The sequence below is a fragment of the Arenimonas sp. SCN 70-307 genome, assembly GCF_001724815.1.
Classification (GTDB): domain Bacteria; phylum Pseudomonadota; class Gammaproteobacteria; order Xanthomonadales; family Xanthomonadaceae; genus Arenimonas.
On the sequence record NZ_MEDO01000005.1, the window covers coordinates 1 to 22,330 of the forward strand.

Genomic DNA, 22,330 nt, shown 5'->3' on the forward strand with positions numbered 1-22,330 from the left:
ACTTCGGCCACGGCCGGCCCCGTTTTGTTGCCTCGAGAACAACAATTCTGCCGGGTCGGCCGTGTGCCTCTCTCCCCTCAGTTGGGAGAAGAACCAAAAGAATGGGGTCGGACCCAAGGGTCCGACCCCATTGCAGCGGGAGTTACTTGGCGGCCTTTTTGGCCGGAGCTTTCTTCGCGGCCGGCTTCTTGGCAGCGGCGGCCTTCTTCGCGGGCGCGGCCTTCTTGGCCACGGCCGCCTTCCTGGCGGGCGCCGCCTTCTTCGCGGTGGCCTTCTTGGCCGCGACCGCGGTGGACTTCTTCGCCGGCGCCGCGGCGGCCTTCTTGCGCTTGTTCACCGCGTAGACCGCGGCGCCCACGGCGGCCAGGGCCGCGGCGGCAACGGCGGTGCCGACCGGGTGCTTCTTGACCGCACGGACGGCGGCCGAGCCGCCCTTCTTCACCGCGGCCACGCCGGCGCCGGCGCTGACCAGGGCGCCGGCCTTCTTGGCCAGGTCGGCCTGGTCCCAGGCCTTCTTCGCCTTGGCGCCGGTGTCACCCAGCTTGGCCATGGCGGTGGAAACGATCTTGCTCGTCTTGCTCATGACAAATCTCCGGATTGAATGGCGGGTTCGACAGGCTTGCTCGCCCAGCCTAACTCCAAAGTGCTGAACGTTGCGACGGCCGGCCGTCGGCCGCTCAGGTGCCGCGCGGCTTGGCGCGGTGCGTGGCGGTGGCCGTCCACGGGTCGTCCGGCCAGGGATGGCGCGGGTAGCGACCCTTCATTTCCTTTTTCACTTCCGGGTAGGTGTTGGCCCAGAAACTGCGCAGGTCCTGGGTCACCTGCAGCGGCTTGCCGCCGGGCGAGAGCAGGTGCAGCAGCACCGGCACGCGGCCGTCGGCCACGCGCGGGGTGTCGGCCAGGCCGAACAGCTCCTGCAGCTTCACCGCCAGCACCGGCGGCTGGCCGTGCTGGTAGTGCACGGCGCGGTCCTGGCCCGAGGGCACGGTGATCCGGCGCGGCGCCAGCTGGTCGAGCTTCTGGCGCAGGGCCCAGTCCATGCCGGACTTGAGCGCTTCGCCCAGCTCGTCTTCCGACAGGGCGTCCAGGCGCGTCTTGCCGCTGAAGGCCGGGCGCAGCCACTGTTCACGCGTGGCCAGCAGCGCCTCGTCCGACAGGTCGGGCAGGCCGAGTTCGGGCAGCCAGTCGCGCAGGCAGCGCACGCGCTCGCGCCACTGGCGCAGGCCGTCGGTCCAGGGCAGCGCGTCGAGGCCGAGCTCGCCGACGGCATCGCACAGCGCCTGCGCGGCCAGCGCCGGGTCGGGGCGCCCGGCGGGCTTGGACTCCAGCGTGATGCGGTCGAAGCGGCGTTCGCGCCGGCTCACCAGCGCGCGCGCATCGGCGTCCCAGCGCACGATGTCGCCTTCGAAGAAACGGTCGGGGAATTCCCGCTCGAGCCAGGCTTCGTCGACGGGCGCGGCGCGCATGAGCAGCGAGTCGCGCGCGTCGAAGCGCAGCTCGCTGGCCAGCAGCCAGGGCTCGCCGAACAGCGCGGTGTCGTCGAAGAGCCTGGCCATGCGGCCATTGGCCAGCTGGTAGCGGCGCGGATCGGTGGGGTGCTGGCGGACGATGCGGTCGGGGAAGGCGTGCGCGAGCAGGTCGCCCAGGCGATGCGCGGGCGCCTCGGCGGGCGGCGCCGCGTCGCAGCGCAGGCGGCGGCGCCACTGCTTCGAGGCGGCATCGACCGCGGCCAGCGCGCTGCGGTTGGCGTTGCCCGGCGCGCGACCGGCGCGGAAGGCGGCCAGGGCCTGCCAGCGCGCGGCCAGGGCGTCGCTGCGTTCGCGCAGCACGTCGCGGGCTTCCACCAGCGCGGCCAGGTCGCAGGCCAGGGCCCGGTCGTCCGGCGTGCGCGCGGCGCGCAGCATGGCGGCCAGGCGCGGATGCGTGCCGAGCTCGAGCAGGCCGCGGCCGAAGGTGGTGATGCGCTGCGCCTCGTCGAGCGCGCCCAGGCGCTGCAGCAGTTCGCGTGCGGCGGCGAGGGCGCCCGTGGGCGGCGCGTCGACGAAGCGCAGGCTGGCATCACCCCAGGCGGCGAGTTCGAGCGCGAGCGAAGCCAGCTCGACCTGGGCGATTTCCGGCGTGCGCATCGGTTCGAGTCGCTGGCTCTGCGGCCAGAGGCGATAGGCCCAGCCTTCCGCGACGCGGCCGGCGCGGCCGGCGCGCTGGTCGGCCGAGGCCTGGGAGATGGCCACGGTCTCGAGCCGCGAGAAGCCGGAGTTGGGGTCGTAACGCGGCTCGCGGGCCAGGCCCAGGTCGATGACCACGCGCACGCCGGGCAGCGTGACCGAGCTTTCGGCGACGTTGGTGGCAAGGATGATCCGGCGCCGGCCCTGCGGGTCGGGGTTGAGGGCGGCGGACTGCTGGTCGACGGGGAGGTCGCCGTGGAGCGGAAGCAGCAGGGGTTCGGGGTTGGGGAGGGGGCCCAGCCCGGCCAGCGCATCGGCGATTTCACGCTGGCCCGGCAGGAACACCAGCACGTCGCCCGGGTGCTTTTGCAGCGCCTCGCCCAGGCAGCGCCGCAGTTGCGGCAGCCAGGCTTCGTCGCGGCGGGCGGGGAAGTGCGCCACCTGCACCGGATAGGCGCGGCCGGCGCTGGTCAGGCGCGGCGCGTCGAGCAAGCGCGCCAGGCCCTCGCCGTCGAGCGTGGCCGACATCACCACCAGGCGCAGGTCCTCGCGCAGCTGCGACTGCACGTCCAGCGCCAGCGCCAGGCCGAGGTCGCCGGCCAGGTGGCGCTCGTGGAACTCGTCGAAGACGATCGCCGCCACGCCGTCAAGCGTGGGGTCGTCCTGGATCATGCGGGTCAGGATGCCTTCGGTGACGACCTCGACGCGGGTGCGCGCGGAGACCTTCGCCTCGAAGCGGATGCGATAGCCCACCGTCTCGCCGGGCGTCTCGCCGCGCTGGCGCGCCATGAAACCGGCGGCCGCGCGGGCGGCCACGCGGCGCGGCTCGAGCATCAGGATGCGGCCGTCGCCGCGCCAGGGCGCATCGAGCAGGGCCAGCGGCACTTGGGTGGTCTTGCCGGCACCGGGCGGGGCTTCGAGCACCAGGCGCGGGTGGGCCTCGAGGCTTCGCAGCACCTCGGGCAGCAGCGGCTGGATGGGGAAATCGGGCGTACTCACCGCGCGCAGTGTAGCCGCCCGCCGGCGCGGCACTCAGCCGGGCGGGCGCGCCGCCATCGCCGTGCACTCGCGCTGCAGTCGTTCGATCATCGGCCGCATGGCGCGCCCGCGGCCGCGCACTGCGAGCACGCCGGCCACGCCGGCGGACTCGTCCACCCAGGGCGTGAAGCCGAAGGCGCCGGGGCTGGAGGTGCGCGTCGTGCGGCCCTGCGCGTCGCGGGCCTCGACCCACTGGCCCAGGCCGTAGCCCATGCCGTCGGCGGTGTCGGGGCGCTTGTCGATGCGCAGGCCGGCGCTGCGGTCGCGGGCCATGAAGGCGATGGTTTCCGGCGAGAGGAAGCGGCGGCCGCCGTGGCGGCCGTCGGCGAGCACCATGTCCACCACCTTGCCGTAGTCGGCCAGGGTGGATCGCGCGCCGCCGGCGACGCGCGGGTTGGGGTTGCGCACGTAACCGGGGCGGCGCGCCAGCGCGCGCCAGTCGGTGCCGGTCAGGCCCAGGGGGCGCACCATCTCGCGCTGGAACAGCGCATCCCAGTCCTTGCCGGTGGCGCGCTCGGCCATGGCGCCGGCTACCTGCATGCCGTTGCCGCCGTAGGCGAACACAGTACCGGGCGCGGCCTCAAGGCCCTCGGCGAGGATGGCGCGCGCGCAGTCCTGCAGCGTGCCGCCACGCCCGGACAGGCAGGGCGCGGGACCGGCGGCCAGGCCGCTGGTGTGCGAGAGCAGCTGCTCGAGCGTGATGGCGTGCGTGGCCGCGGGCGCGTCGGGGAAGTGTTCGCCGACGCGGCTGTCCCAGCGCAAAGCGCCGCTTTCGACCACGCGCGCCAGCGTGAGCGCGGTAAGCCACTTGCTGGCCGAGGCGATGGGCAGGCGGGTGTCGTCGCCGTACGCACCGGCGTGCCAGCGCTGCGGCGGGCCGTCCGGGGTGGACAGGCGCAGCGAGGCGCCGTCGAGGCCGTGGGCGGCCACCAGGGGCTGCAGGGCATCGCGCACCGGTTCGGCGCAGGCGGCCCGGGCCGCGGCGGGGGTGGCGAGGAGCAGGCAGAGCGCGAACGTGGCGAGGGTCTTCATGCCCGCTTCAACGCCCGGGCCCGCGCGGGGTTGACCGCGGGGCGATAAAATCGCGGTCTTTGCCGGCGGACACCGCATGGACCTGATCGACATCGGCGCCAACCTGGGCCACGAAAGCTTCGACCACGACCTCGACGCCGTGCTGGCGCGGGCGCGCGCGGCCGGGGTGAACCGGCTGGTGGTCACCGGCGCCAGCCGCGCCGGCTCGGTGCGGGCGCTCGAGCTCGCCAAGGCGCATCCGGGCCTGCTGTGGGCCACGGCGGGCGTGCATCCGCACCATGCGGTGGAATGCACGGCCGAGGCCATCGCCGAACTGCGCGCGCTGCAGGCCGAGCCCGAGGTGGTGGCCGGCGGCGAGTGCGGCCTGGACTACCACCGCGACTTCTCGCCGCGGCCGGCGCAGCGCATGGCCTTCGAGCGGCAGCTGGAACTGGCGGTCGAAACGCAGCTGCCGCTGTTCCTGCACCAGCGCGATGCGCACGGCGATTTCCTGGCCATCCTGCGCGAGTTCGAGGGCAAGCTTGGCCCGGTGGTGGTGCATTGCTTCACCGGCACGCGCGAGGAGTGCTACGACTACCTCGACCGCGACTGGCACATCGGCATCACCGGCTGGCTCTGCGACGAGCGCCGCGGCAAGCACCTGCGCGAATTCGTCAAGGACATCCCGGCGCACCGGCTGATGGTGGAAACCGACGCGCCCTACCTGCTGCCGCGCACCGTGCGCCCCATGCCCAGCCACCGGCGCAACGAGCCGATGTACCTGGCCCACATCGTCGAGGAACTCGCCCGCGACCGCGGCGAGTCCGTCGAAGCGACCGCGGCGGCCACCACCGCCACCGCCGCCGCCTTCTTCCGCCTCTGAAGAAACGGGGTCAGGTTCACTTCCTGCGGCCGGCCGCAGGAAGTGAACCTGACCCCGTTTCTTGATGCCGGTCAGTCGTCGACGGGGAGGCCGTGGCGGCGGCCGAAGTCGAGGGCTTCGTTGCGGACGCGCTCGTTGAGGTCCTTCATGCGCTGGCGGTGCAGCTTGCGGCAGTCGGTGCCGGCGCGGCCGGAGGGGCAGGCGTCCAGGGCTTCCTGGATCGCCGTCGCTTCGGCCTGCCACGCAGGCAGCTGGCTGCCGAAGGCCATCGATTCCGCCAGGCCCTGGCCGGTGAAGGCGGTGACGAAGCGGTAGTCGCTGCTGTCCACCGACTGTTCGGCCGGGCCGATCTCGACCAGGTCCATCACCAGGTCGCCGCCGTCGAGGTCGCCGCCCTCCCAGCGCGTGCGGTGCACCAGGCGGTTGGCGCGGATGCGCGTGTCCTTGAACACGCCCACGCCGGCGCCCAGGAAGGGCATCTGCGTGGCGATCGAACTGGCGCGCCGGCCGACCCACATCTGCAGCATGATGCCGTCGCCCTCGCCGCGGATGCCCTGCACGTTGCCGCCCGGCCCCTCGCCCAGGGTCTGCGGCGTGCGCGGGATCGAGTCGAGGAAATTGCGGTGCAGGCTCATGTCGCGGAACCAGCCGAAGGCGGAGCCCAGGTCCTCGCCCAGCAGCAGGCAGGCCGGGCCGATGTCCTGGTGCTTGCCGCAAACGAACACGTCGCCATCGGCCTGGCGCACCGCGAAGTGCACCTCGCCCTGCGGGTAGTTGCCGCCGCCGGGCATCCAGTTGCCCATCAGGCCCGGCAGGAACAGCTGGCTGTTGTCGGCGCTGTTGACGAAGTAGGTGATCTGGCCGAGACCCTCGGAGGAGTCGATGAGCTGGCGGATCAGCAGGTCGAAACGATACGTCCCCATCTCCGACTCGGGATTGGGCGGGAAGCGGCTGTTGGCCACGAAGGTGGCCTCCACCCGGCGACGCATCTCGGCCAGGCGCTCTTCCTCGGCGACGTCGATGAAGGTTTCGCCGTGCGCGATCCAAGCGGCTTCCGTGCCCGATTCCACCACCGGGATCGGCGGCAGCTCGAAGGGGTTCGGCGCCACGCCGAACTTCTCGATCTGCTCGCCCGCCAGCGCCCGCGCCTGCGGGCTGCCCGACTCGACGATGGGCAGGTTGGGCGCGAACGGATCGCTGGCCGAGGCCGGCGCCGGCATCGTCATCTCGCCGGCGGCGCGCGCCTCGGGGCTGCCGGACTCGACCACGTCCGGCGGCGGCGGCGCGAAGGGATTGGGCAGCACGCCGGTGGCCGCCAGCACCGCGCCGGCGAACACCACCACCGCGCCCACGCCGAAGGCCTTGCCGGCGCGGCTCACGGCAGCCCCCGTTCGGCGATGCGGCGGGCGATGGCCTCGAGTTCGCTGCTGGCCTGGAGGTATTTGTTCTGCTTGCCGTCGTCGACGTTGAAGTAGCGCAGTTCGATCACGCGGTCCCCCAGGGCGAAGCTGACGTTGAATTCCATGCGGTGGCTGGCCAGCGGGTCAGGCGCACGGAAGTGCACCGCCGCCGCGCCCAGGCCCTCGGGCCGCGACTCGCCGAAGCGCCGGCCGCCGTCGCCGCGCGCGATCGATTCGATGGTGCGCACCGCGCCGGCGGCATCGCGCGCCGGCGACACCATGAACACCAGTTCGTCGCTGAAGCGGTCCTCGCCGATGCTGTAGAGGCGGCTGCAGTGGCGCGCGTCCTCGGCGACCACCCCGCTCGCGCGTCGTTCGATGCCGGCGGCGCGCTCGGCGCCGATCACCGCGGCGATGTCGCCGACCGGGAACAGCGCGTCGCACCAGGCCGAGGGCTCGGCCGCCGCGGCACCGCCGGAGGCCAGCAGCAGGACCAGCGCGAGCCGGCTCATCGCTTCACCAGCTCGACGCGACGGTTGAGCGCGCGCCCAGCCTCGCTGGTGTTGGGCGCCACCGGTTCGCTGGCGCCGGCGCCGCGCGAACGCAGGCGGCGATCCGGCACGCGGTGCTCGATGACCAGGGCCGAACGCACGGCCAGCGCGCGCTCCTCGCTCAGGCGCTGGTTGGCGGCGGCATTGCCGACCGAATCGGTGTGGCCGACGATTTCCAGGGTGAGCGTCGGGTCGCGGCGCATCAGCTCGGCTACCTGCGCAAGGGCGTCGTTCGACTCGGGCTTGAGCGTGGCCTTGCCGGTGTCGAAGTAGATGCCGTCGAGCCGCACCACGCCGCTGGCGGCCAGCTCGGCCGCGAGTTCGTCGGCGCTGACGCCGGCCTGGCCGGTCTGCATCGCTTCGCCCTCGACCACGTAGACCCAGCTGCGCTGCTTGTTGACCATGACCGCCACGCTGATCGCGCTGGCGCCCACCCGGCCCTCGGCGGCGAGGTAGCGGAAGTCGCCGCCCACGCCGATGTTCATGTCGGCCACGCGCATCCAGTTCGACTCGCGCGTGCCGGTGCCGCCGCACTCGTCGCGGCCGGCGCACTGGTGCACCACGCGCAGGCCCTGGCCGCGCAGCGCCTGCTCGTAGTTGCGCGCGATCTCCAGCGTCGAGCGGCCCTTGGGATTGTCGTAGATGGTCTTGGTGACGCGACCCTCGACCTGCCGGCTGCGCAGGTCGCCGTTGCTCTCGCGGCCCACGACGAAGGCGTAGGCGTCGAAGGCCAGCACCTTCTCCTCGCGCTGGCTGGAACCGGCGTAGGGCAGCACGCGGAAGGCGGGGCCGGTGGCGGCCTGTCCGCGGGCGCCTGCCGGCGCGGCCACGACGCGGCCACCGGCATCGACGTACTCCACCGGCTCGCCGCGGCGCGCGGCCTCCGCGGCGCAGCGCTCGTCGCCCAGCGCGCAGCGGGTGGCGCGACGGACCTCGCGGTCGACGGCGCGTTCGACTTCGGATTGCACCGCACGCTCGGCGGTGCGTTTGACGGACCGCCCCACGTCCTGGGCCGCGGCCGGGGCGGCCAGGGCAAGGGCGAAGGCAAGGCAGGCAAGGTGGCGTTGCAGGCTCATCGACAGGCTCCCATGTGCGCCGGGGGGCGCTCGACACAGAAACCTTATCGCAAACCGGCGGCCCGGCGTGCCAAGAAACCAAGAAACGGGGTCAGGTTCACTTATGACGGTTGGCCCGGCGGGCCAACCGTCATAAGTGAACCTGACCCCGTTTCTTGTTTCCTAGCTGCGCAGGCCGGTGCCCTTTTTCAGCAGCCACAGGCCGAGCAGGCCCAGGCCCAGGGCGAAGCCCAGCATCAGCGCATAGGCCGTGGCCATGGACACGTCGCTCTGGCCCAGCAGGCCGTAGCGGAAGGCGTTGACCATGTAGAAGATCGGGTTGAGGTGGGTGGCCGCCTCGGCCCAGGCCGGCAGCAGCTTCACCGAATAGAACACGCCGCCCAGGTAGGTGAGCGGGGTGAGGATGAAGGTGGGCACGATGGCGATGTCGTCGAACTTCTTGGCGTACACCGCGTTCACGAAGCCCGCCAGCGAGAAGATGATGGCGCCCAGCAGCACCGTGCTCAGCGTCACCAGCGGGTGCGGGATGCGCACCTTGGTGAACAGCATGGCGATGGCCAGCACGATCGCGCCCACCATCAGCCCGCGCAGCACGCCGCCGGCGACGTAGCCGCCCAGGATCACCCAGTTGGGCATCGGGCTGACCAGCATCTCCTCGATGTGGCGGCCGAACTTGGCGCCGAAGAAGCTCGAGCTGATGTTGCCGTAGGCGTTCTGGATGATCGACATCATCACCAGGCCCGGCACGATGAAGTCCATGTAGGTGATGCCGTCCATGGTGCCGATGCGCGAGCCGATGAGGTTTCCGAAGATCAGGAAGTACAGCGTCATCGTGATCGCCGGCGGCACCAGGGTCTGGCCCCAGATGCGCAGGATGCGCGCGACTTCGCGGCGGGCGATGGTGTAGAGCGCGACGAGGTTCGGGCTCATGCCTGGCCCTCCGGCTTGGCGGTCATGCGCATGAAGAGTTCCTCGAGGCGGTTGGACTTGGTGCGCATCGAGCGCACCTTGATGCCGGCGGCGTCGAGCGCGGCGAACACGCGGTTGAGCTCCATCTCGCGCGGCATCTCCAGGTCGATGGTGTGCTCGTCCCCGGCCACCAGCGTGGCGCCTTCGATGGCAGGCAGCGCGGCCGGCAGGCGGCCTTCGACGTCGAGCAGGAAGCCCTCGACGTCGAGCTTGGCCAGCAGCGACTTCATCGGGCCCTGCTCGATGATGCGGCCGTGGTCGATGATGGCCAGGTTGCGGCACAGGCTCTCGGCTTCCTCCAGGTAATGCGTGGTGAGGATGACCGTGGTGCCGGCGGCGTTGACCTCCTTGAGCGTCTTCCACATGCCGCGGCGGATCTCGATGTCCACGCCCGCGGTGGGCTCGTCGAGGATCAGCAGGCGCGGCCGGGTCATCATGGCGCGGGCGATCATCAGCCGGCGCTTCATGCCGCCCGAGAGCGTGCGCGACATCTTGCGCGCCTTGTCCCACAGCTGCGCCCGCTTGAGCTCCTCCTCGGCGCGCGCCAGCGCCTCGGCGCGCGGCACGCCGTAGAAGCCGGCGTAGTTGACCAGGATGTCGAGCGGCTGCTCGAACATGTTGAAGTTGATCTCCTGCGGCACCAGGCCGATCTGGCGCATGGCCTCGGAGCGATTGGCGTGCAGGTCGATGCCGAACACCTTCACCTCGCCCGCGGTCTTGTTCACCAGCGAGCTGACGATGCCGATGAGGGTGGACTTGCCGGCGCCGTTGGGGCCGAGCAGGGCGTAGAAATCGCCGGGCGCGACGTCGAGCGAAACGCCCTTGAGGGCTTCGACGCCATTGTCGTAGGTCTTGCGGAGATCGCGGATCTCCAGCGCGGGTTGGCTTTGCATGGGACTCCTGGGGCCGCCTCGACGCTGCGCCGACGCGGCAGGGTGCTTATTATAGGCGCCTCGCCGCCCCCGGCCCCGGGACCGCGGCCGGTACACTGCATCCCGCTCCCGGAGCCCGCTTTGGCCATCGTGCACTTCCCCCTCCGCCTCGTCGGCAGCCACATGCTGGCGCCGTCCGTGCGCCACCTCGCCTTCGCCCGCGACGACGGCCAGCCGCTGGACTTCATCCCGGGCCAGTTCATCCAGGTCCATTTCAAGTACCCCGACGGCACGCCCACCAAGCGCAGCTACTCGCTGGCCACCATGCACGACCACGCGCTGGCCCCGGGCGAGGCGGTGGAAATCGCCGTCAGCTACGTGCCCGGCGGCGCCGCCACGGCCCTGTTCGAGGCCCTCGACGAGGGCCAGCAGATCGAGGCCTCCGGCCCCTACGGCCGCTTCTGCCTGATGCCGGCCGACGCCAACCGCCGCTACCTGCTGGTGGCCACCGGCACCGGCGTCACGCCCTACCGCGCCATGCTGCCCAGCCTGGCGCGGCTGATCCGCGACCGCGGCGTCGAGGTGGCCCTGGTGTTCGGCTGCCGCGCGCCGGCCGAGCAGCTCTACCGCGACGACTTCCTGGCCTTCGCGGCCGAACACCCGGGCTTCCGCTACATCACCTGCTTCAGCCGCGAGCTGCCCGGGGTCCCGCGCGACGACGACCGCCGCGGCTACGTGCAGGATGCGCTGGCCGGCCTCGCCCCGTCGGCCGAAGGCGACATCGCCTACCTGTGCGGCAATCCCAACATGGTCGACGCCTGTTTCGAGGCGCTCAAGGCCGCCGGGCTGCCGGTGCCGCACATCCGCCGCGAGAAGTACGTCTCGAGCAAGTAGGCCGGCTGTCACGTTCCGGCCACCCGGACCGTCTGTCATCCTGAGGCCTGCTTCGGGCTTTGGATGGAGACGCCATGAAACCCCTGCTGCTACCCCTGGCACTGGCGACGCTGCTGGCCGCACCCGCGGCCGAGGCGCGCCGCATCGGCCAGCTTGAATTCACCGACTGCGAGCTGGCCCAGCCCGGCACCGCCGTCACCACCCTGGCCGAGTGCGCCACGCTCGAGGTGCCGGAAGACCCGACCCAGCCCGAAGGCCGCAAGCTGCGCCTGAAGGTGGGCCTGGCGCCCGCCCGCGCGGCCGAACCCGCGGCCGACCCGGTGATCTTCTTCGCCGGCGGACCCGGCCAGTCGGCCACGGAGGCCTGGGCCGGCATCGCCGGCGGCTTCGCCCGCCTGCGCGAGAAGCGCCACGTCGTCTTCGTCGACCAGCGCGGCACCGGCGACGGCCACCGCCTGGCCTGCCCCTTCCCCGATGCCCAGCTCGACGCCACGCCCGGCGAAGAGGAGCTGGTGCAGATGGCGCGCGATTGCCTGGCCGCCCTCGACGCCGACGTCGCGCAGTACACCACCTCGGTGGCGGTGACCGACATCGAGGCCCTGCGCCAGGCCCTGGGCGCACCGAAGCTCAACCTCTACGGCGGCTCCTACGGCACCCGCGTGGCGCAGGAATACGCGCGCCAGTACCCCGATGCGGTGCGCAGCATCATTCTCGACGGCGTGGTGCCGCCGGAGCTGGCCCTGGGCAGCGAGCACAGCCTCAACCTCGAGGCGGCGCTGGAGGCCATCCTCGGCCGCTGCAGCGCCGATGCCGAATGCCGCGCCGCCTTCGGCGACCCCTTCCGCACGCTCTACAGCCTGCGCGACCGCGTGCGCGCCGCTCCGCAGGCCGTGGCCACGCGCGACCCGCGCACCTTCGCACCGCGCGAGCTGCGGCTCGACGAGGCCTCGGTGGTCGTCATCGCCCGCCTGTTCGCCTACGCGCCGGAGACCGCCGCGCTGATGCCGCTGCTGCTGCACGAAGCCGCCTCGGGCCGGCCGGAGGCGCTGGTGGCGCAGGCGGCGCTGGTGTACGACTCGCTCACCGCGCAGATCAACCACGGCATGCAGCTGTCGGTGGCCTGCGCCGAAGACGCGCCGCGCATGCAGCGCCGCGCGGAGGACGCCGCGCTGGTGCTGGGCGACTCGATCACCGGCGTGCTGCTCGGACAGTGCAGCGCCTGGCCGCGTGGCCCGGTGTCGGAAGGTTTCTTCGAGCCGCTGCGCACCGACACGCCGGTGCTGCTGCTCTCGGGCGAGCTCGACCCGGTCACGCCGCCGCGCTACGGCGAGCAGGTGCTCGCCTCGCTCGGCAAGGCCCGCCACCTGGTCGGCAAGGGCCAGGGCCACATCCTGCTCAGCCGCGGCTGCACGCCGCGCCTGGCGGCGCAGTTCGTCGAGACGCTCGACCCGGCCGGCCTCGACGCCAGCTGCCTGGACGTGCTCGATGCCGCGCCCTTCTTCCTCGACTACAACGGAGCCACGCCATGATCGAGGTCCGCGACCTGCACAAGAGTTTCGGCAAGGTGGTGGCCGTCGACGGCGTCAGCTTCCGCGCCAACGACGGCCAGATCACCGGCCTGCTCGGCCCCAACGGCGCCGGCAAGACCACCAGCCTGCGCATGCTCTACACCCTGCTCAAGCCCGACCGCGGCCAGGTGCTGGTGGACGGCGTGGACGCCGCCGTCGACGCGGGAACGGTGCGCCGCAAGCTGGGCGTGCTGCCCGACTCGCGCGGCCTGTACAAGCGCCTGACCAGCCGCGAGAACATCCGCTACTTCGGCCAGCTGCACGGCCTCGACGACGCCACCATCGCCGCGCGCACCGAAGCCCTGGCCAAGGCGCTGGAGATGGGCGACATCATCGACCGGCGCACCGAGGGCTTCTCGCAGGGCCAGCGCGTCAAGACGGCGATCGCCCGCGCGCTGGTGCACGACCCGCGCAACGTCATCCTCGACGAGCCGACCAACGGCCTGGACGTGATGGCCACGCGCGCCATGCGCCGCTTCCTGCACCAGCTGCGCGACGAGGGCCGCTGCGTGCTGTTCTCCAGCCACATCATGCAGGAGGTGGCTGCGCTGTGCGATCGCATCGTCATCATCGCCCACGGCCGCGTGGTGGCCGAGGGCACGGCCGACGAGCTGCGCGCGCAGACCGGTGAATCCAACCTCGAGGACGCCTTCGTCAAGGCGATCGGCAGCGAAGAAGGACTGATGGCATGAAGGCCGCGACCGTCGTTTTCCTGAAGGAAGTGCGCGAGAACCTGCGCGACCGCAAGACCGTCATCAACGCGCTGGTGATGGGCCCGCTGCTGGGCCCGCTGTTCTTCGCGCTGATGATGAGCTTCATGATCACCAAGCAGCTCGACCTGGCCGAGAAGCCGGTGAAGCTGCCGGTGGTCGGCGCCGAGCACGCGCCGGGCCTGGTGGCCTGGCTGGTGCGGCAGGGCGTGGAGGTGCTGCCGGCGCCGGAGGATCCGGAGCAGGTGCTGCGCAAGCGCGAGAACCCCGCGGTGCTGGTGATCCCGGCCGATTTCCCGCAGCGCTGGCGCGCCGGCGAGACGGCGCAGGTGAAGCTGCTGCACGACAGCTCGCACCAGGACAGCCGCGCGCCGGTGGGCCGCGTCAACGGCCTGCTCGATGCCTATGCCCGCCAACAGTCGGCGATGCGCATCAGTGCCCGCGGCATGCACCCCTCGGTGCTGCAGCCGGTGGCGGTGGCGCAGCGCGACATCGCCAGCACGCAGCAGCGCGCCGGCCAGCTGCTGGGCTTCCTGCCCTACCTGCTCATCCTCGGCGCCTTCCTCGGCGGCATGTACCTGGCCATCGACACCACCGCCGGCGAGCGCGAGCGGCAGTCGCTCGAACCGCTGCTGGCCAACCCGGCCTCGCGCGCGCAGATCGTGCTGGGCAAGCTCGGCGCCACCTTCGGCTTCGCGATGGTGAGCATGATGCTGAGCCTGGTGATGTTCGCCGTCGCCTTCCAGTACATGCCGCTCGACCGCCTGGGCATGAAGGTGGATTTCGGCGCCTCGCTCATCCTGCGCTCGGGCCTGCTGATGGTGCCGCTGGCCCTGGCTTTCGCCGCGCTGCAGACCGTGGTGGCGGCCTACGCCAAGAGCTATCGCGAGGCCCAGACCTACCTTTCGCTGCTGATGCTGCTGCCGATGATCCCCTCGGTGCTGCTGATGGTGTCGCCGATGCAGGGCGAGCTGTGGATGTCGGCCACGCCGCTGCTGAGCCAGAACGTGCTGATCATGGCGCTGGCGCGCGGCGAGGCGGTGGCGCTGCTGGACTTCGCGCTCAGCTTCGGCTGCACGCTGGCGCTGGCGGTGGGGCTGGTGTGGGTGGCGGTCCGCATCTACCACCGCGAGCAGCTGGCCGTGTCGGCCTGATCACCGCGCCACGCGCGCAACGAAAAAGGCCCGGCGTTTGCCGGGCCTTTTCTTTCCGCGCTTCGGCGCCGCTTACGGGCGGAAGCTGAAGGTGCGGGTCAGGGTGGCCGGGCCGTCCATCGGCTCGAACTGCCACTCGCGCACGGTGTTGATGACTTCGCGGTCGAAGGTGCCGCGCGGCTGCGAGCGGATGACGCGCACGTCGGACACGCTGCCGTTGGCGGCGATGGAAATCTCCACCGTCACTTCGCCGGCCACGCCGCTGCGGTAGGCCGAACGCGGGTAGGACGGCTGCGGCGCGCGCACGGCGACCGGGTTGCTGGCGCGGGCCACGGTGGGCTCCGCGGCCGGCGGCGGCGTGACCTGGGCCGGGGCCGGCGCCGGGGTGGCGGGCTGCGCCGGGGCCGGCTGGGCCACGGTCGGCTCGGGCTGCGCGGGCGCGGGAGCCGGGGTGGCCGCGGCCGCGGCGGCCGCGGCGGCGGCTTCCTGGGCGGCGCGCTGGGCGGCGGCCTCGGCATCACGCTCGCGCTGGGCCAGACGCTCGGCCTCGAGCTGGGTGCGCTCGGCGACGCCGGCGCGGCCCTTGGCGATGGAATCCTTGATGCGCGGCAGGGCCGGGGTCTGGGCGTCGGAGCGCTCGATCAGGGCGCGCAGGCGGTCGGCTTCGACGAAGTCCTCGCGGCCGATGGCCTGCTCGGCGGCGATGATCGCGTAGGGCATCAGGTCGATCAGCGCCATCTCGGCCGAGGCGTCCGGCTTGTCGCTCTTCTCGCGCAGGGCCAGGTAGTACTCCATGGCGTTGTCGCCGGCCGGGGCGTACAGGCGCTGCTCGCGCAGGGCGTCGGAACCGCGGCTGCGCAGCTCGTCCACGCTCAGGTTGCGCAGCGCGGCCTCGGCGGCCTGCGCGGCTTCCTGCGCGGCCAGCTCCTCGGCGCTGGGGCCCGCCGGCTGGGCGGCCGGGGCCTTGGCGCCGGACGCCTCCGGTGCAGCCTCTTCCTTGGAGCAGGCGGCAAGGCCCAGGCCCAGGGCCAGGACGATGCCCCAGCGCAGGGCGCGGGCGGACGAGGTGGGCATGGCGGTCATCGGGTTCCCCTGAAACGTTAAAGAAGCATGACGTTCAGCACATAAGACTTTGGCCGCTTTGTCAAGGCGAAATCGTTTCGGGGTGCGAACTGGCGCACGGTTTCACGCCGGCCCCGCCGGCTCACTTGCCGATGCAGAAGTCGGCAAAGATGCGGCCCAGCAGGGCTTCGGCGTCCACCCGGCCGGTGATTTCGCCCAGGGCGTCCTGGGCCTGGCGCAGCTCCTCGGCCGCCAGTTCGCCGGCCCCCTGGTGCAGCTGGGCCGCGGCGGCCTCCAGGTGCCGGGCGCCCCGGGCCAGGGCCTCGAGGTGCCGGGACCGGGCGCTGAAGGCGCCTTCGCTGCCCTCGCCCAGCCCCGCCGCCTCGCGCAGCCGGGCCCGCAGCACCTCCAGGCCCGCCCCGGTGCGGGCCGACAACCACAGGTGTTCGCCGTCAGGCCGGGTTTCGGCGTGCACGGGGGCACCGCTGAGGTCGGCCTTGTTGTGCAGCCAGAGCACGGGCACGCCGGCCGGCAGGGGCAGGTCGGGCGGCGGCGCCTGGTCGTCGAGCACCGCCAACACGAGGTCGGCGCGGCCAAGCTCGGCGCGGGCCCGGCGGATGCCTTCCTGTTCCACGCGGTCGGGCGCGTCGCGCAGGCCGGCGGTGTCCACCAGGGTCAGTTCGATGCCGTCGATGCGCACCTGCTCGCGCAGCAGGTCGCGGGTGGTGCCGGCGATCTCGGTGACGATGGCGCGCTCCTCGCCGGCCAGAGCATTGAGCAGCGAGGACTTGCCGGCATTAGGCGCGCCGGCGATCACCACGTGCAGGCCGTCGACCAGGCGCTTGCCGCGTCCGGCGTCGGCGCGCAGGCGATCGAGCGCGGTGGAGACTTCATGCAGGCGGCGGCGCAGCTCGGGAGCGGCGAGGAAGTCGACTTCTTCCTCCGGGAAATCCAGCGCCGCTTCTATCCACACGCGCAGCGCGGTCAGGCCTTCGACCACGGCATCGACGCGGCGCGAGAATTCGCCCTCGAGCGAGCGGCGGGCGGCGCGCAGCGCGGCTTCGCTGCCGGCGGCGATCAGGTCGGCGACGGCCTCGGCCTGGGCCAGGTCGAGCCGGCCTTCGAGGAAGGCGCGCTCGGTGAACTCGCCCGGCCGCGCCGGGCGCGCACCCAAGGCCAGGCAGCGCGCGAGCAGGCGCTGGAGCAGCAGCGGGCTGCCGTGGCCCTGCAGCTCGAGCACGTCTTCGCCGGTGTAGGAACGCGGCCCCGGGAAATACAGCAGCAGCCCGTCGTCGATCAGCTCGCCGTCGCCGTCGCGGAATCGCAGGTAGTGCGCATGACGCGGCTCGGGCGGCCTGCCCAGCAACGTGGCGGCGATCGCCCGGCACCCGGGCCCGCTCAGCCGCACGATGCCGACGCCGGCGGCCCCGGCCGCCGTCGCAATAGCCGCAATCGTGTCGCGCTGCTCGGTCATGGGTTGGAGGGATTGAACGCGGATCAGAGCGGATTAGGGCGGATATAGCAGAAATAGAGAAGGGGAGGCTGGTGGGCCTCCCCTTCTTTTTACCGCTGAATGCCCTATCGGATTTTATCCGCTGTGCATCCGCTCTGATCCGCGTTGAGAACGCTGGTTACTTGGTGGCCACCGGCGCATGGGTGCCGTAGCGCTTGGTGATGAACCACTGCTGGGCGAGGCCGAGGATGCCGTTGGTGCACCAGTAGAGCACCAGGCCCGAGGGGAAGAAGGCCATCATCACGCCGAAGACCAGCGGCATGGCCGTCATCATCTTCTTCTGCAGCGGGTCCATGCCCGGCGTCGGGGTCATCTTCTGGGTGAGGTACATCACCACCAGGTTGATCACCGGCAGGATGAAGTACGGATCCGGCGCGGTCAGGTTGTCGATCCAGCCGATCCACGGCGCCTGGCGCATCTCCACCGACTCGAGCAGCATCCAGTAGAGCGCGATGAAGACGGGGATGGTCACCAGGATCGGCAGGCAGCCGCCGATCGGGTTGATCTTCTCCTTCTTGTACAGCTCCATCATCGCCATCTGGAACTTCTGCTTGTCGTCGCCGTAGCGCTCCTTGAGCGCCTCGATGCGCGGCTGGATGGCGCGCATCTTCGCGAAGCTCTGGTACTGCTTGGCCGACAGCGGGTAGAGCAGCAGCTTGATGATCAGCACCGTCAGGATGATCGCCCAGCCCCAGTTGCCGGTGACGTGGTCGTGCAGCGGCTTGAGCACGTAGTCGAACATCGGCTGGGCGAGGAAGGTGAAGATGCCGTAGTCCAGCGTCAGCTTCAGGCCCGGGGCCACGTCCTGCAGCTGCTCCTGCAGCTTCGGGCCCACCCACAGCGTGGCCTCGCGCGTGGCGGTGGTGCCCGGCGCGACCTCGAACGGCGCGCCCACCGAGCGCACCAGGAAGCGCGGCTGGCCGTTGCCCAGCTGCGCCAGCGAGAAGCGCTGCGGCTCGGCCGTCGCCGGCACCCAGGCCACCAGGAAGTGGTGCTGCAGCAGCGCGATCCAGCCGCCGGTGACGTCCTTGTTGAGCGGGCCGTCGTCGACGAAATCGGCGTACTTGCGCTTCTCGAACTTGTCGGCCGGGCTGTACCAGGCGCCGCCGGTGAAGCTGTAGGCCTCGGGGTTGGTGAGCGCGAAACCGGTGGAGCGCGCCACCGGCGGCACGCGCTGCAGCTGCTGGTAGCCGTAGCCGCGCCAGGCGGCGCTGCCCGTGTTGGTGATTTCCTCGCGCAGGGTCAGCGCATAGCCGCCGCGCGGCAGCACCCAGGTCTTGCGCACCTGCAAGCCGGTGGCCGGGTCGGTCCACAGCAGCGGCACCTCGAGCACGTCCTGGCCGTCGGCGAGCTGGAAGTCGGTACGGCCGCCCTCGGGCAGGAACACCGCCTCGTGGTTGGGCGCGCTGCCGGCCGTGGCCACCAGGCCTGACTGCGCCACCGAGAAGCGGGCCGGGTCGGCGTCGAACAGGCGCACCTTGCGGGCCGGCTCGTCCTTGTTCACCGGGTACTGGCTGAGCTCGGCGCCGACGAGGTTGCCGCCGCGCAGGTCGATGCGCAGGTCGAGCACGTCGGTGCGCACGCGGATCAGGCCCGGGCTGGCGGCGTTGGCGGCCGCGGCGGGCGCGTCGGCGGTGGCCGGCAGCGCCGGGGCGGCCGGCACGGCCGAAGCATCCGGCACCGCGCCGTCGCCGGGCACGGCGGCGGGCAGGCTGGCGCTGGGCGCGGGCAGCTCGGCCGGCGGAGCCTCGGCCAGGGTCGCGGGCGCCGGGCCCTTGCTCCACTCCATGAACAGGAGGAAGGCAACGGCGAGCCAGGCGATCAGGAGGAAGGTGCGGGTCTGGTTCATGGGCAGGCGGCGGGCGCCGGCGTCGTGCCGGGGCCGGCTCAGGGTCTCGGTCAGGAGTCGGTGGCGGGGCGCTCTCGCGCACCCGGGGAGTCCGGCATTGTGCCGGCAGGGGGCGTGGGCTTCAACGAGCGGGCGCGCTCGAGCAGCTGCAGGCACTGCGCGCGCAACGCGGCGTTGTCGAGCGCGGCGGCGCCGGGCTGGGCGATGAGCACGTAGTCACCCGGCGGCAGCTGGTGGCGCTCGCGGCGGAACAGGTCGCGGGCGACGCGCTTGATGCGGTTGCGGCCCACGGCGCGTTTATCGACCTTTTTGGACACGGCAACGCCGAGCCGCGGCTCGCTGGCCTCGGCCCGGACGTGGGCGAACAACCTCAGCTGGGGGCTGGATAGCCGCCGACCTCCCTTGAAGACCGCCTGGAACTCGGCGGAAACGCGCAGGCGCGCGCTGGGCGGGAAGTCGGCCGGCGGGACGGGCGGAAGCGGATTCACGGCCCGTCGGGCGGCCGCCGGCGAACCGGCGGCGACGCGTCAGACCGCGAGGCGGGCGCGGCCCTTGGCACGACGACGGGCGAGGATCTTGCGACCATCGGCGGTCTTCATGCGGGCGCGGAAGCCGTGGTCGCGCTTGCGCTTGAGGTTGCTGGGCTGGTACGTGCGCTTGGTGGCCATGGTGGCACCCTTGTTAGGTTTTTGGGCGGAAAAGACTGCGGACTATAGCGGTTTGCCCGACGGCCCGTCAAGAACAATCCGCGTGGCGGAGCGGGCGTCCCAGCGCTAGACTGCACGACCCCGAATACTTATCCACAGCACCCCCCGCGGTGCTGCAGCCCGGACTTTCGCTTGAACATGGATGCTGCCTGGCCCCGCTGCCTGGAACGACTGGAAGCCGAACTGCCGGCCGACGAGGTACACACCTGGCTTCGGCCGCTGCAGGTGGAGACCCACGCCGACGGCCTGACCCTCTACGCCCCGAACGAGTTCGTGGTCGACCAGGTGCGCGAGCACTACCTGGCCCGGATCCGGGAGCTGGTGTCGCATTTCGCCGGATCGCCGGCCGCGGTGGGGCTGGCCGTGGGCTCGCTGCGCCGGGCCCCGGCCACGCCGGCCGCCGCGCCCGCGTCCGGCCCGGTGCGCGCCGCCGATCCCTCGTTCACCGGCAACCTCGACCCGCACTACTCGTTCGACAACTTCGTCGAGGGCCGCAGCAACCAGCTCGGCCGCGCCGCCGCCCTGCAGGTGGCCCAGAACCCGGGCAAGGCCTACAACCCGCTGCTGCTCTACGGCGGTTCGGGACTGGGCAAGACCCACCTGATGCACGCCGCCGGCAACCTCATGCGCCGCAACAACCCGGGCATGCGGGTGCTGTACCTGCGCTCGGAGCAGTTCTTCAGCGCGATGATGAAGGCGCTGCAGGAAAAGTCGATGGACCAGTTCAAGCGCCAGTTCCAGCAGGTGGACGCGCTGCTCATCGACGACATCCAGTTCTTCGCCGGCAAGAACACCACGCAGGAAGAGTTCTTCCACACCTTCAACGCGCTGTTCGACGGCAAGCAGCAGATCATCCTCACCTGCGACCGCTACCCGCGCGAGGTGGAGAACCTCGAGACCCGCCTCAAGACCCGCCTGACCTGGGGCCTGAGCGTGGCCATCGAGCCGCCGGACTTCGAGACCCGCGCCGCCATCCTCACCGCCAAGGCGGCCGAGCGCTCGGTGCAGCTGCCCGAGGACGTGGCCTACCTGATCGCCAAGCGGATGCGCTCGAACGTGCGCGACCTCGAGGGCGCGCTCAACACCCTGGCGGCCCGCTCGAACTTCATGGCCCGGCCGATCACGGCCGACTTCGCCCAGGAAACCCTGCGCGACCTGCTGCGGGCCCAGCAGCAGGCGGTGTCGATCAGCAATATCCAGAAAACGGTGGCAGACTACTACCAGCTGCGCATGGCGGACCTGCTGTCGAAGCGGCGGACGCGCTCCCTGGCGCGTCCGCGGCAGATGGCGATGGCGCTTAGCAAGGAACTGACCGAGCACAGCCTGCCGGAAATCGGCGATGCCTTCGGTGGCCGCGACCACACCACCGTGATGCACGCCTGCAAGGTCATGCGCGAACTGCGCGAGATCGACGGCAAGCTGCGCGAGGACTGGGACAAGCTGCTGCGCAAATTGAGCGAGTAAGTCGTGGAACGACCGCGGCGTGGAACCAAGGTTCTCGCCGCCTGTGGATAAGTTGGGGACGCCGGAAAGGGCGAAAAACTATCCACAGCTTTCCACAGCCAGGCCGGGGCACCACCCACAGGCTTGGGCAGCAAGTAAAAATGTTTAATATCAACAAGTTGTGTGTGTTATCCGGCGTTTTTTCCGGCTCTACCACCACCAGTTTTTGATTTATCCACTCTTTGGAGCTTGGGGACCTGCATGCGTTTCAGCCTGACGCGAGAAGTTCTGCTCAAACCCCTCCAGCAAGTCGTCAACGTCGTCGAGCGGCGCCAGACCCTGCCGGTGCTGGCCAACCTGCTGGTCACGGTCGAGGGCGGCAAGCTGTCGATGACCGGCACCGACCTCGAAGTCGAGATGGTGGCCCGGGCCGACGTCGACGACGCCCAGTCGGGTGAAACGACCATCCCGGCCCGCAAGCTCTTCGAGATCGTCCGGGCCCTGCCCGACGGCAGCAAGGTCACCCTCACCCAGTCGGGCGACAAGGTGACGGTGCAGGCCGGCCGCAGCCGTTTCACGCTGGCCACCCTGCCCGGCAAGGACTTCCCGGCGGTCGAGGACCTGGAGCTGGTCGAGCGCGTGCGGGTGCCGGAAGCGGCGCTCAAGGAGCTGATCGAGCGCACCGCGTTCGCCATGGCCCAGCAGGACGTTCGCTACTACCTCAACGGCCTGCTGCTCGACCTGCGCGAGGACAGCCTGCGCTGCGTGGCCACCGACGGCCATCGCCTGGCGCTGTGCGAAGCCTCGCTGCCGTCTGGCGCGCAGACCCGCAAGCAGATCATCGTGCCGCGCAAGGGCGTGCTCGAGCTGCAGCGCCTGCTGGAAGGCGGCGACCGCGAGATCGAGCTCGAGGTGGGCCGCAACCACCTGCGCATGCGCCGCGAGGATGTCACCTTCACCTCCAAGCTCATCGAGGGCCGCTTCCCCGACTACGACGCCGTGATCCCCATCGGCGCCGACAAGGAGGTCAAGCTCGACCGCGAGGGCCTGCGTGCCGCCCTGCAGCGCGCCGCCATCCTGTCGAACGAGAAGTACCGCGGCGTGAAGCTGGAGATCAGCCCGGGCCAGGTGAAGATCGTCGCCCACAACCCGGAGCAGGAAGAGGCCCAGGAAGAGATCGAGGCCGAGACCCGCGTCGACGGCCTGAGCATCGGCTTCAACGTGACCTACCTGCTCGACGCCCTCAGCGCCCTGCGCGAGGACACGGTCATCCTCAACCTGCGCGACGCCAACTCCTCGGCGCTGGTGCGCGAGGCCAGCCACGAGCGCAGCCGCCACGTGGTGATGCCGCTGCGCCTGTGACCGTCCCGCTGTCCGTTGCCTGCCACCGCCCGGCCCGTGCCGGGCGGTGTCGTTTCCGGGCCCCGGCGGGCCCCGGCCGGCCCGACCGGCCGCGGGAGGCCGC

20 protein-coding genes are annotated in these 22,330 nt (G+C 71.4%); 7 read left to right on the forward strand and 13 right to left on the reverse strand.

The annotated features are described in order from the left end of the window. Positions 1-142 precede the first annotated feature (142 nt). The 3 genes from ABS41_RS03080 to ABS41_RS03090 form a co-directional block, all read right to left on the reverse strand. On the reverse strand, positions 143-583 hold the full coding sequence (locus tag ABS41_RS03080) for a hypothetical protein (RefSeq protein ID WP_290590404.1): 441 nt from the start codon (positions 581-583) through the stop codon (positions 143-145). A gap of 94 nt (positions 584-677) precedes the next feature. Then, entirely contained in the window at positions 678-3,164 is a 2,487-nt protein-coding gene (hrpB, locus tag ABS41_RS03085) for an ATP-dependent helicase HrpB (protein WP_290590407.1), read from the reverse strand. Positions 3,165-3,197: 33 nt separating this feature from the next. After that, the gene (locus tag ABS41_RS03090) at positions 3,198-4,235 is read right to left on the reverse strand and encodes a serine hydrolase domain-containing protein (RefSeq protein ID WP_290590410.1); all 1,038 of its coding nucleotides are present in this window, start codon (positions 4,233-4,235) and stop codon (positions 3,198-3,200) included. Between the two features lie 76 nt (positions 4,236-4,311). Here ABS41_RS03090 and ABS41_RS03095 point away from each other — a divergent pair, with 76 nt between their 5' ends. Next, positions 4,312-5,097 (forward strand): TatD family hydrolase, encoded by a 786-nt coding sequence (locus ABS41_RS03095; protein ID WP_290590413.1) that lies wholly within the window; start codon positions 4,312-4,314, stop codon positions 5,095-5,097. Between the two features lie 71 nt (positions 5,098-5,168). On the opposite strand, the gene ABS41_RS03100 is transcribed toward ABS41_RS03095, so the two are convergent. The 5 genes from ABS41_RS03100 to ABS41_RS03120 form a co-directional block, all read right to left on the reverse strand. Next, the gene (locus tag ABS41_RS03100) at positions 5,169-6,476 is read right to left on the reverse strand and encodes a hypothetical protein (RefSeq protein ID WP_290590416.1); all 1,308 of its coding nucleotides are present in this window, start codon (positions 6,474-6,476) and stop codon (positions 5,169-5,171) included. After that, the gene (locus ABS41_RS03105; RefSeq protein WP_290590419.1) at positions 6,473-7,009 is read right to left on the reverse strand and encodes a hypothetical protein; all 537 of its coding nucleotides are present in this window, start codon (positions 7,007-7,009) and stop codon (positions 6,473-6,475) included. Before ABS41_RS03105 ends, ABS41_RS03100 begins: the two co-directional genes overlap by 4 nt. Beyond that, positions 7,006-8,124, reverse strand: a complete 1,119-nt coding sequence (locus tag ABS41_RS03110) for an OmpA family protein (RefSeq protein ID WP_290590422.1) — start codon at positions 8,122-8,124, stop codon at positions 7,006-7,008. The genes ABS41_RS03105 and ABS41_RS03110 overlap by 4 nt, the downstream gene beginning before the upstream one ends. Before the next feature lie 162 nt (positions 8,125-8,286). Then, entirely contained in the window at positions 8,287-9,054 is a 768-nt protein-coding gene (locus ABS41_RS03115; protein WP_290590425.1) for an ABC transporter permease, read from the reverse strand. After that, positions 9,051-9,986, reverse strand: a complete 936-nt coding sequence (locus ABS41_RS03120) for an ABC transporter ATP-binding protein (protein WP_290590429.1) — start codon at positions 9,984-9,986, stop codon at positions 9,051-9,053. The genes ABS41_RS03115 and ABS41_RS03120 overlap by 4 nt, the downstream gene beginning before the upstream one ends. 120 nt (positions 9,987-10,106) lie before the next feature. On the opposite strand from ABS41_RS03120, the gene ABS41_RS03125 reads away from it, so the two are divergent. The 4 genes from ABS41_RS03125 (at position 10,107) to ABS41_RS03140 (ending at position 14,291) form a co-directional block, all read left to right on the forward strand. Beyond that, positions 10,107-10,859 (forward strand): FAD-binding oxidoreductase, encoded by a 753-nt coding sequence (locus tag ABS41_RS03125; protein WP_290590432.1) that lies wholly within the window; start codon positions 10,107-10,109, stop codon positions 10,857-10,859. 74 nt (positions 10,860-10,933) lie between these two features. Further along, positions 10,934-12,388, forward strand: a complete 1,455-nt coding sequence (locus tag ABS41_RS03130; protein ID WP_290590435.1) for an alpha/beta fold hydrolase — start codon at positions 10,934-10,936, stop codon at positions 12,386-12,388. Beyond that, positions 12,385-13,119, forward strand: a complete 735-nt coding sequence (locus tag ABS41_RS03135; RefSeq protein WP_290590438.1) for an ATP-binding cassette domain-containing protein — start codon at positions 12,385-12,387, stop codon at positions 13,117-13,119. Before ABS41_RS03130 ends, ABS41_RS03135 begins: the two co-directional genes overlap by 4 nt. Continuing rightward, the gene (locus ABS41_RS03140; RefSeq protein ID WP_290590440.1) at positions 13,116-14,291 is read left to right on the forward strand and encodes an ABC transporter permease; all 1,176 of its coding nucleotides are present in this window, start codon (positions 13,116-13,118) and stop codon (positions 14,289-14,291) included. The genes ABS41_RS03135 and ABS41_RS03140 overlap by 4 nt, the downstream gene beginning before the upstream one ends. 72 nt (positions 14,292-14,363) lie before the next feature. Here ABS41_RS03140 and ABS41_RS03145 read toward each other — a convergent pair whose 3' ends face one another. The 5 genes from ABS41_RS03145 to rpmH all read right to left on the reverse strand — a co-directional run bounded on the left by ABS41_RS03145 (position 14,364) and on the right by rpmH (position 19,383). Continuing rightward, a complete protein-coding gene (locus ABS41_RS03145; protein ID WP_290590443.1) occupies positions 14,364-15,374 on the reverse strand; it encodes an energy transducer TonB in 1,011 nt (336 codons plus the stop codon). A gap of 121 nt (positions 15,375-15,495) precedes the next feature. Next, on the reverse strand, positions 15,496-16,827 hold the full coding sequence (gene mnmE / locus ABS41_RS03150; protein WP_290590446.1) for a tRNA uridine-5-carboxymethylaminomethyl(34) synthesis GTPase MnmE: 1,332 nt from the start codon (positions 16,825-16,827) through the stop codon (positions 15,496-15,498). 157 nt (positions 16,828-16,984) lie between these two features. Further along, positions 16,985-18,715, reverse strand: a complete 1,731-nt coding sequence (gene yidC / locus ABS41_RS03155) for a membrane protein insertase YidC (protein WP_290590449.1) — start codon at positions 18,713-18,715, stop codon at positions 16,985-16,987. Positions 18,716-18,765: 50 nt separating this feature from the next. After that, positions 18,766-19,203, reverse strand: coding sequence for a ribonuclease P protein component (gene rnpA / locus ABS41_RS03160; RefSeq protein ID WP_290590452.1), 438 nt, complete (start codon positions 19,201-19,203; stop codon positions 18,766-18,768). Positions 19,204-19,242: 39 nt separating this feature from the next. Then, complete coding sequence (gene rpmH / locus ABS41_RS03165) at positions 19,243-19,383, reverse strand: 50S ribosomal protein L34 (RefSeq protein WP_026817103.1); 141 nt, start codon at positions 19,381-19,383, stop codon at positions 19,243-19,245. Positions 19,384-19,560: 177 nt separating this feature from the next. Between rpmH and dnaA the strand changes: the two genes are divergently transcribed. Continuing rightward, a complete protein-coding gene (gene dnaA / locus ABS41_RS03170) occupies positions 19,561-20,886 on the forward strand; it encodes a chromosomal replication initiator protein DnaA (protein WP_290590455.1) in 1,326 nt (441 codons plus the stop codon). A 240-nt stretch (positions 20,887-21,126) separates the two neighbouring features. Beyond that, positions 21,127-22,227: a DNA polymerase III subunit beta gene (gene dnaN / locus ABS41_RS03175; RefSeq protein WP_290590458.1), complete on the forward strand. Its 1,101-nt coding sequence runs from the start codon at positions 21,127-21,129 to the stop codon at positions 22,225-22,227. The last annotated feature ends 103 nt before the right edge of the window (positions 22,228-22,330 follow it).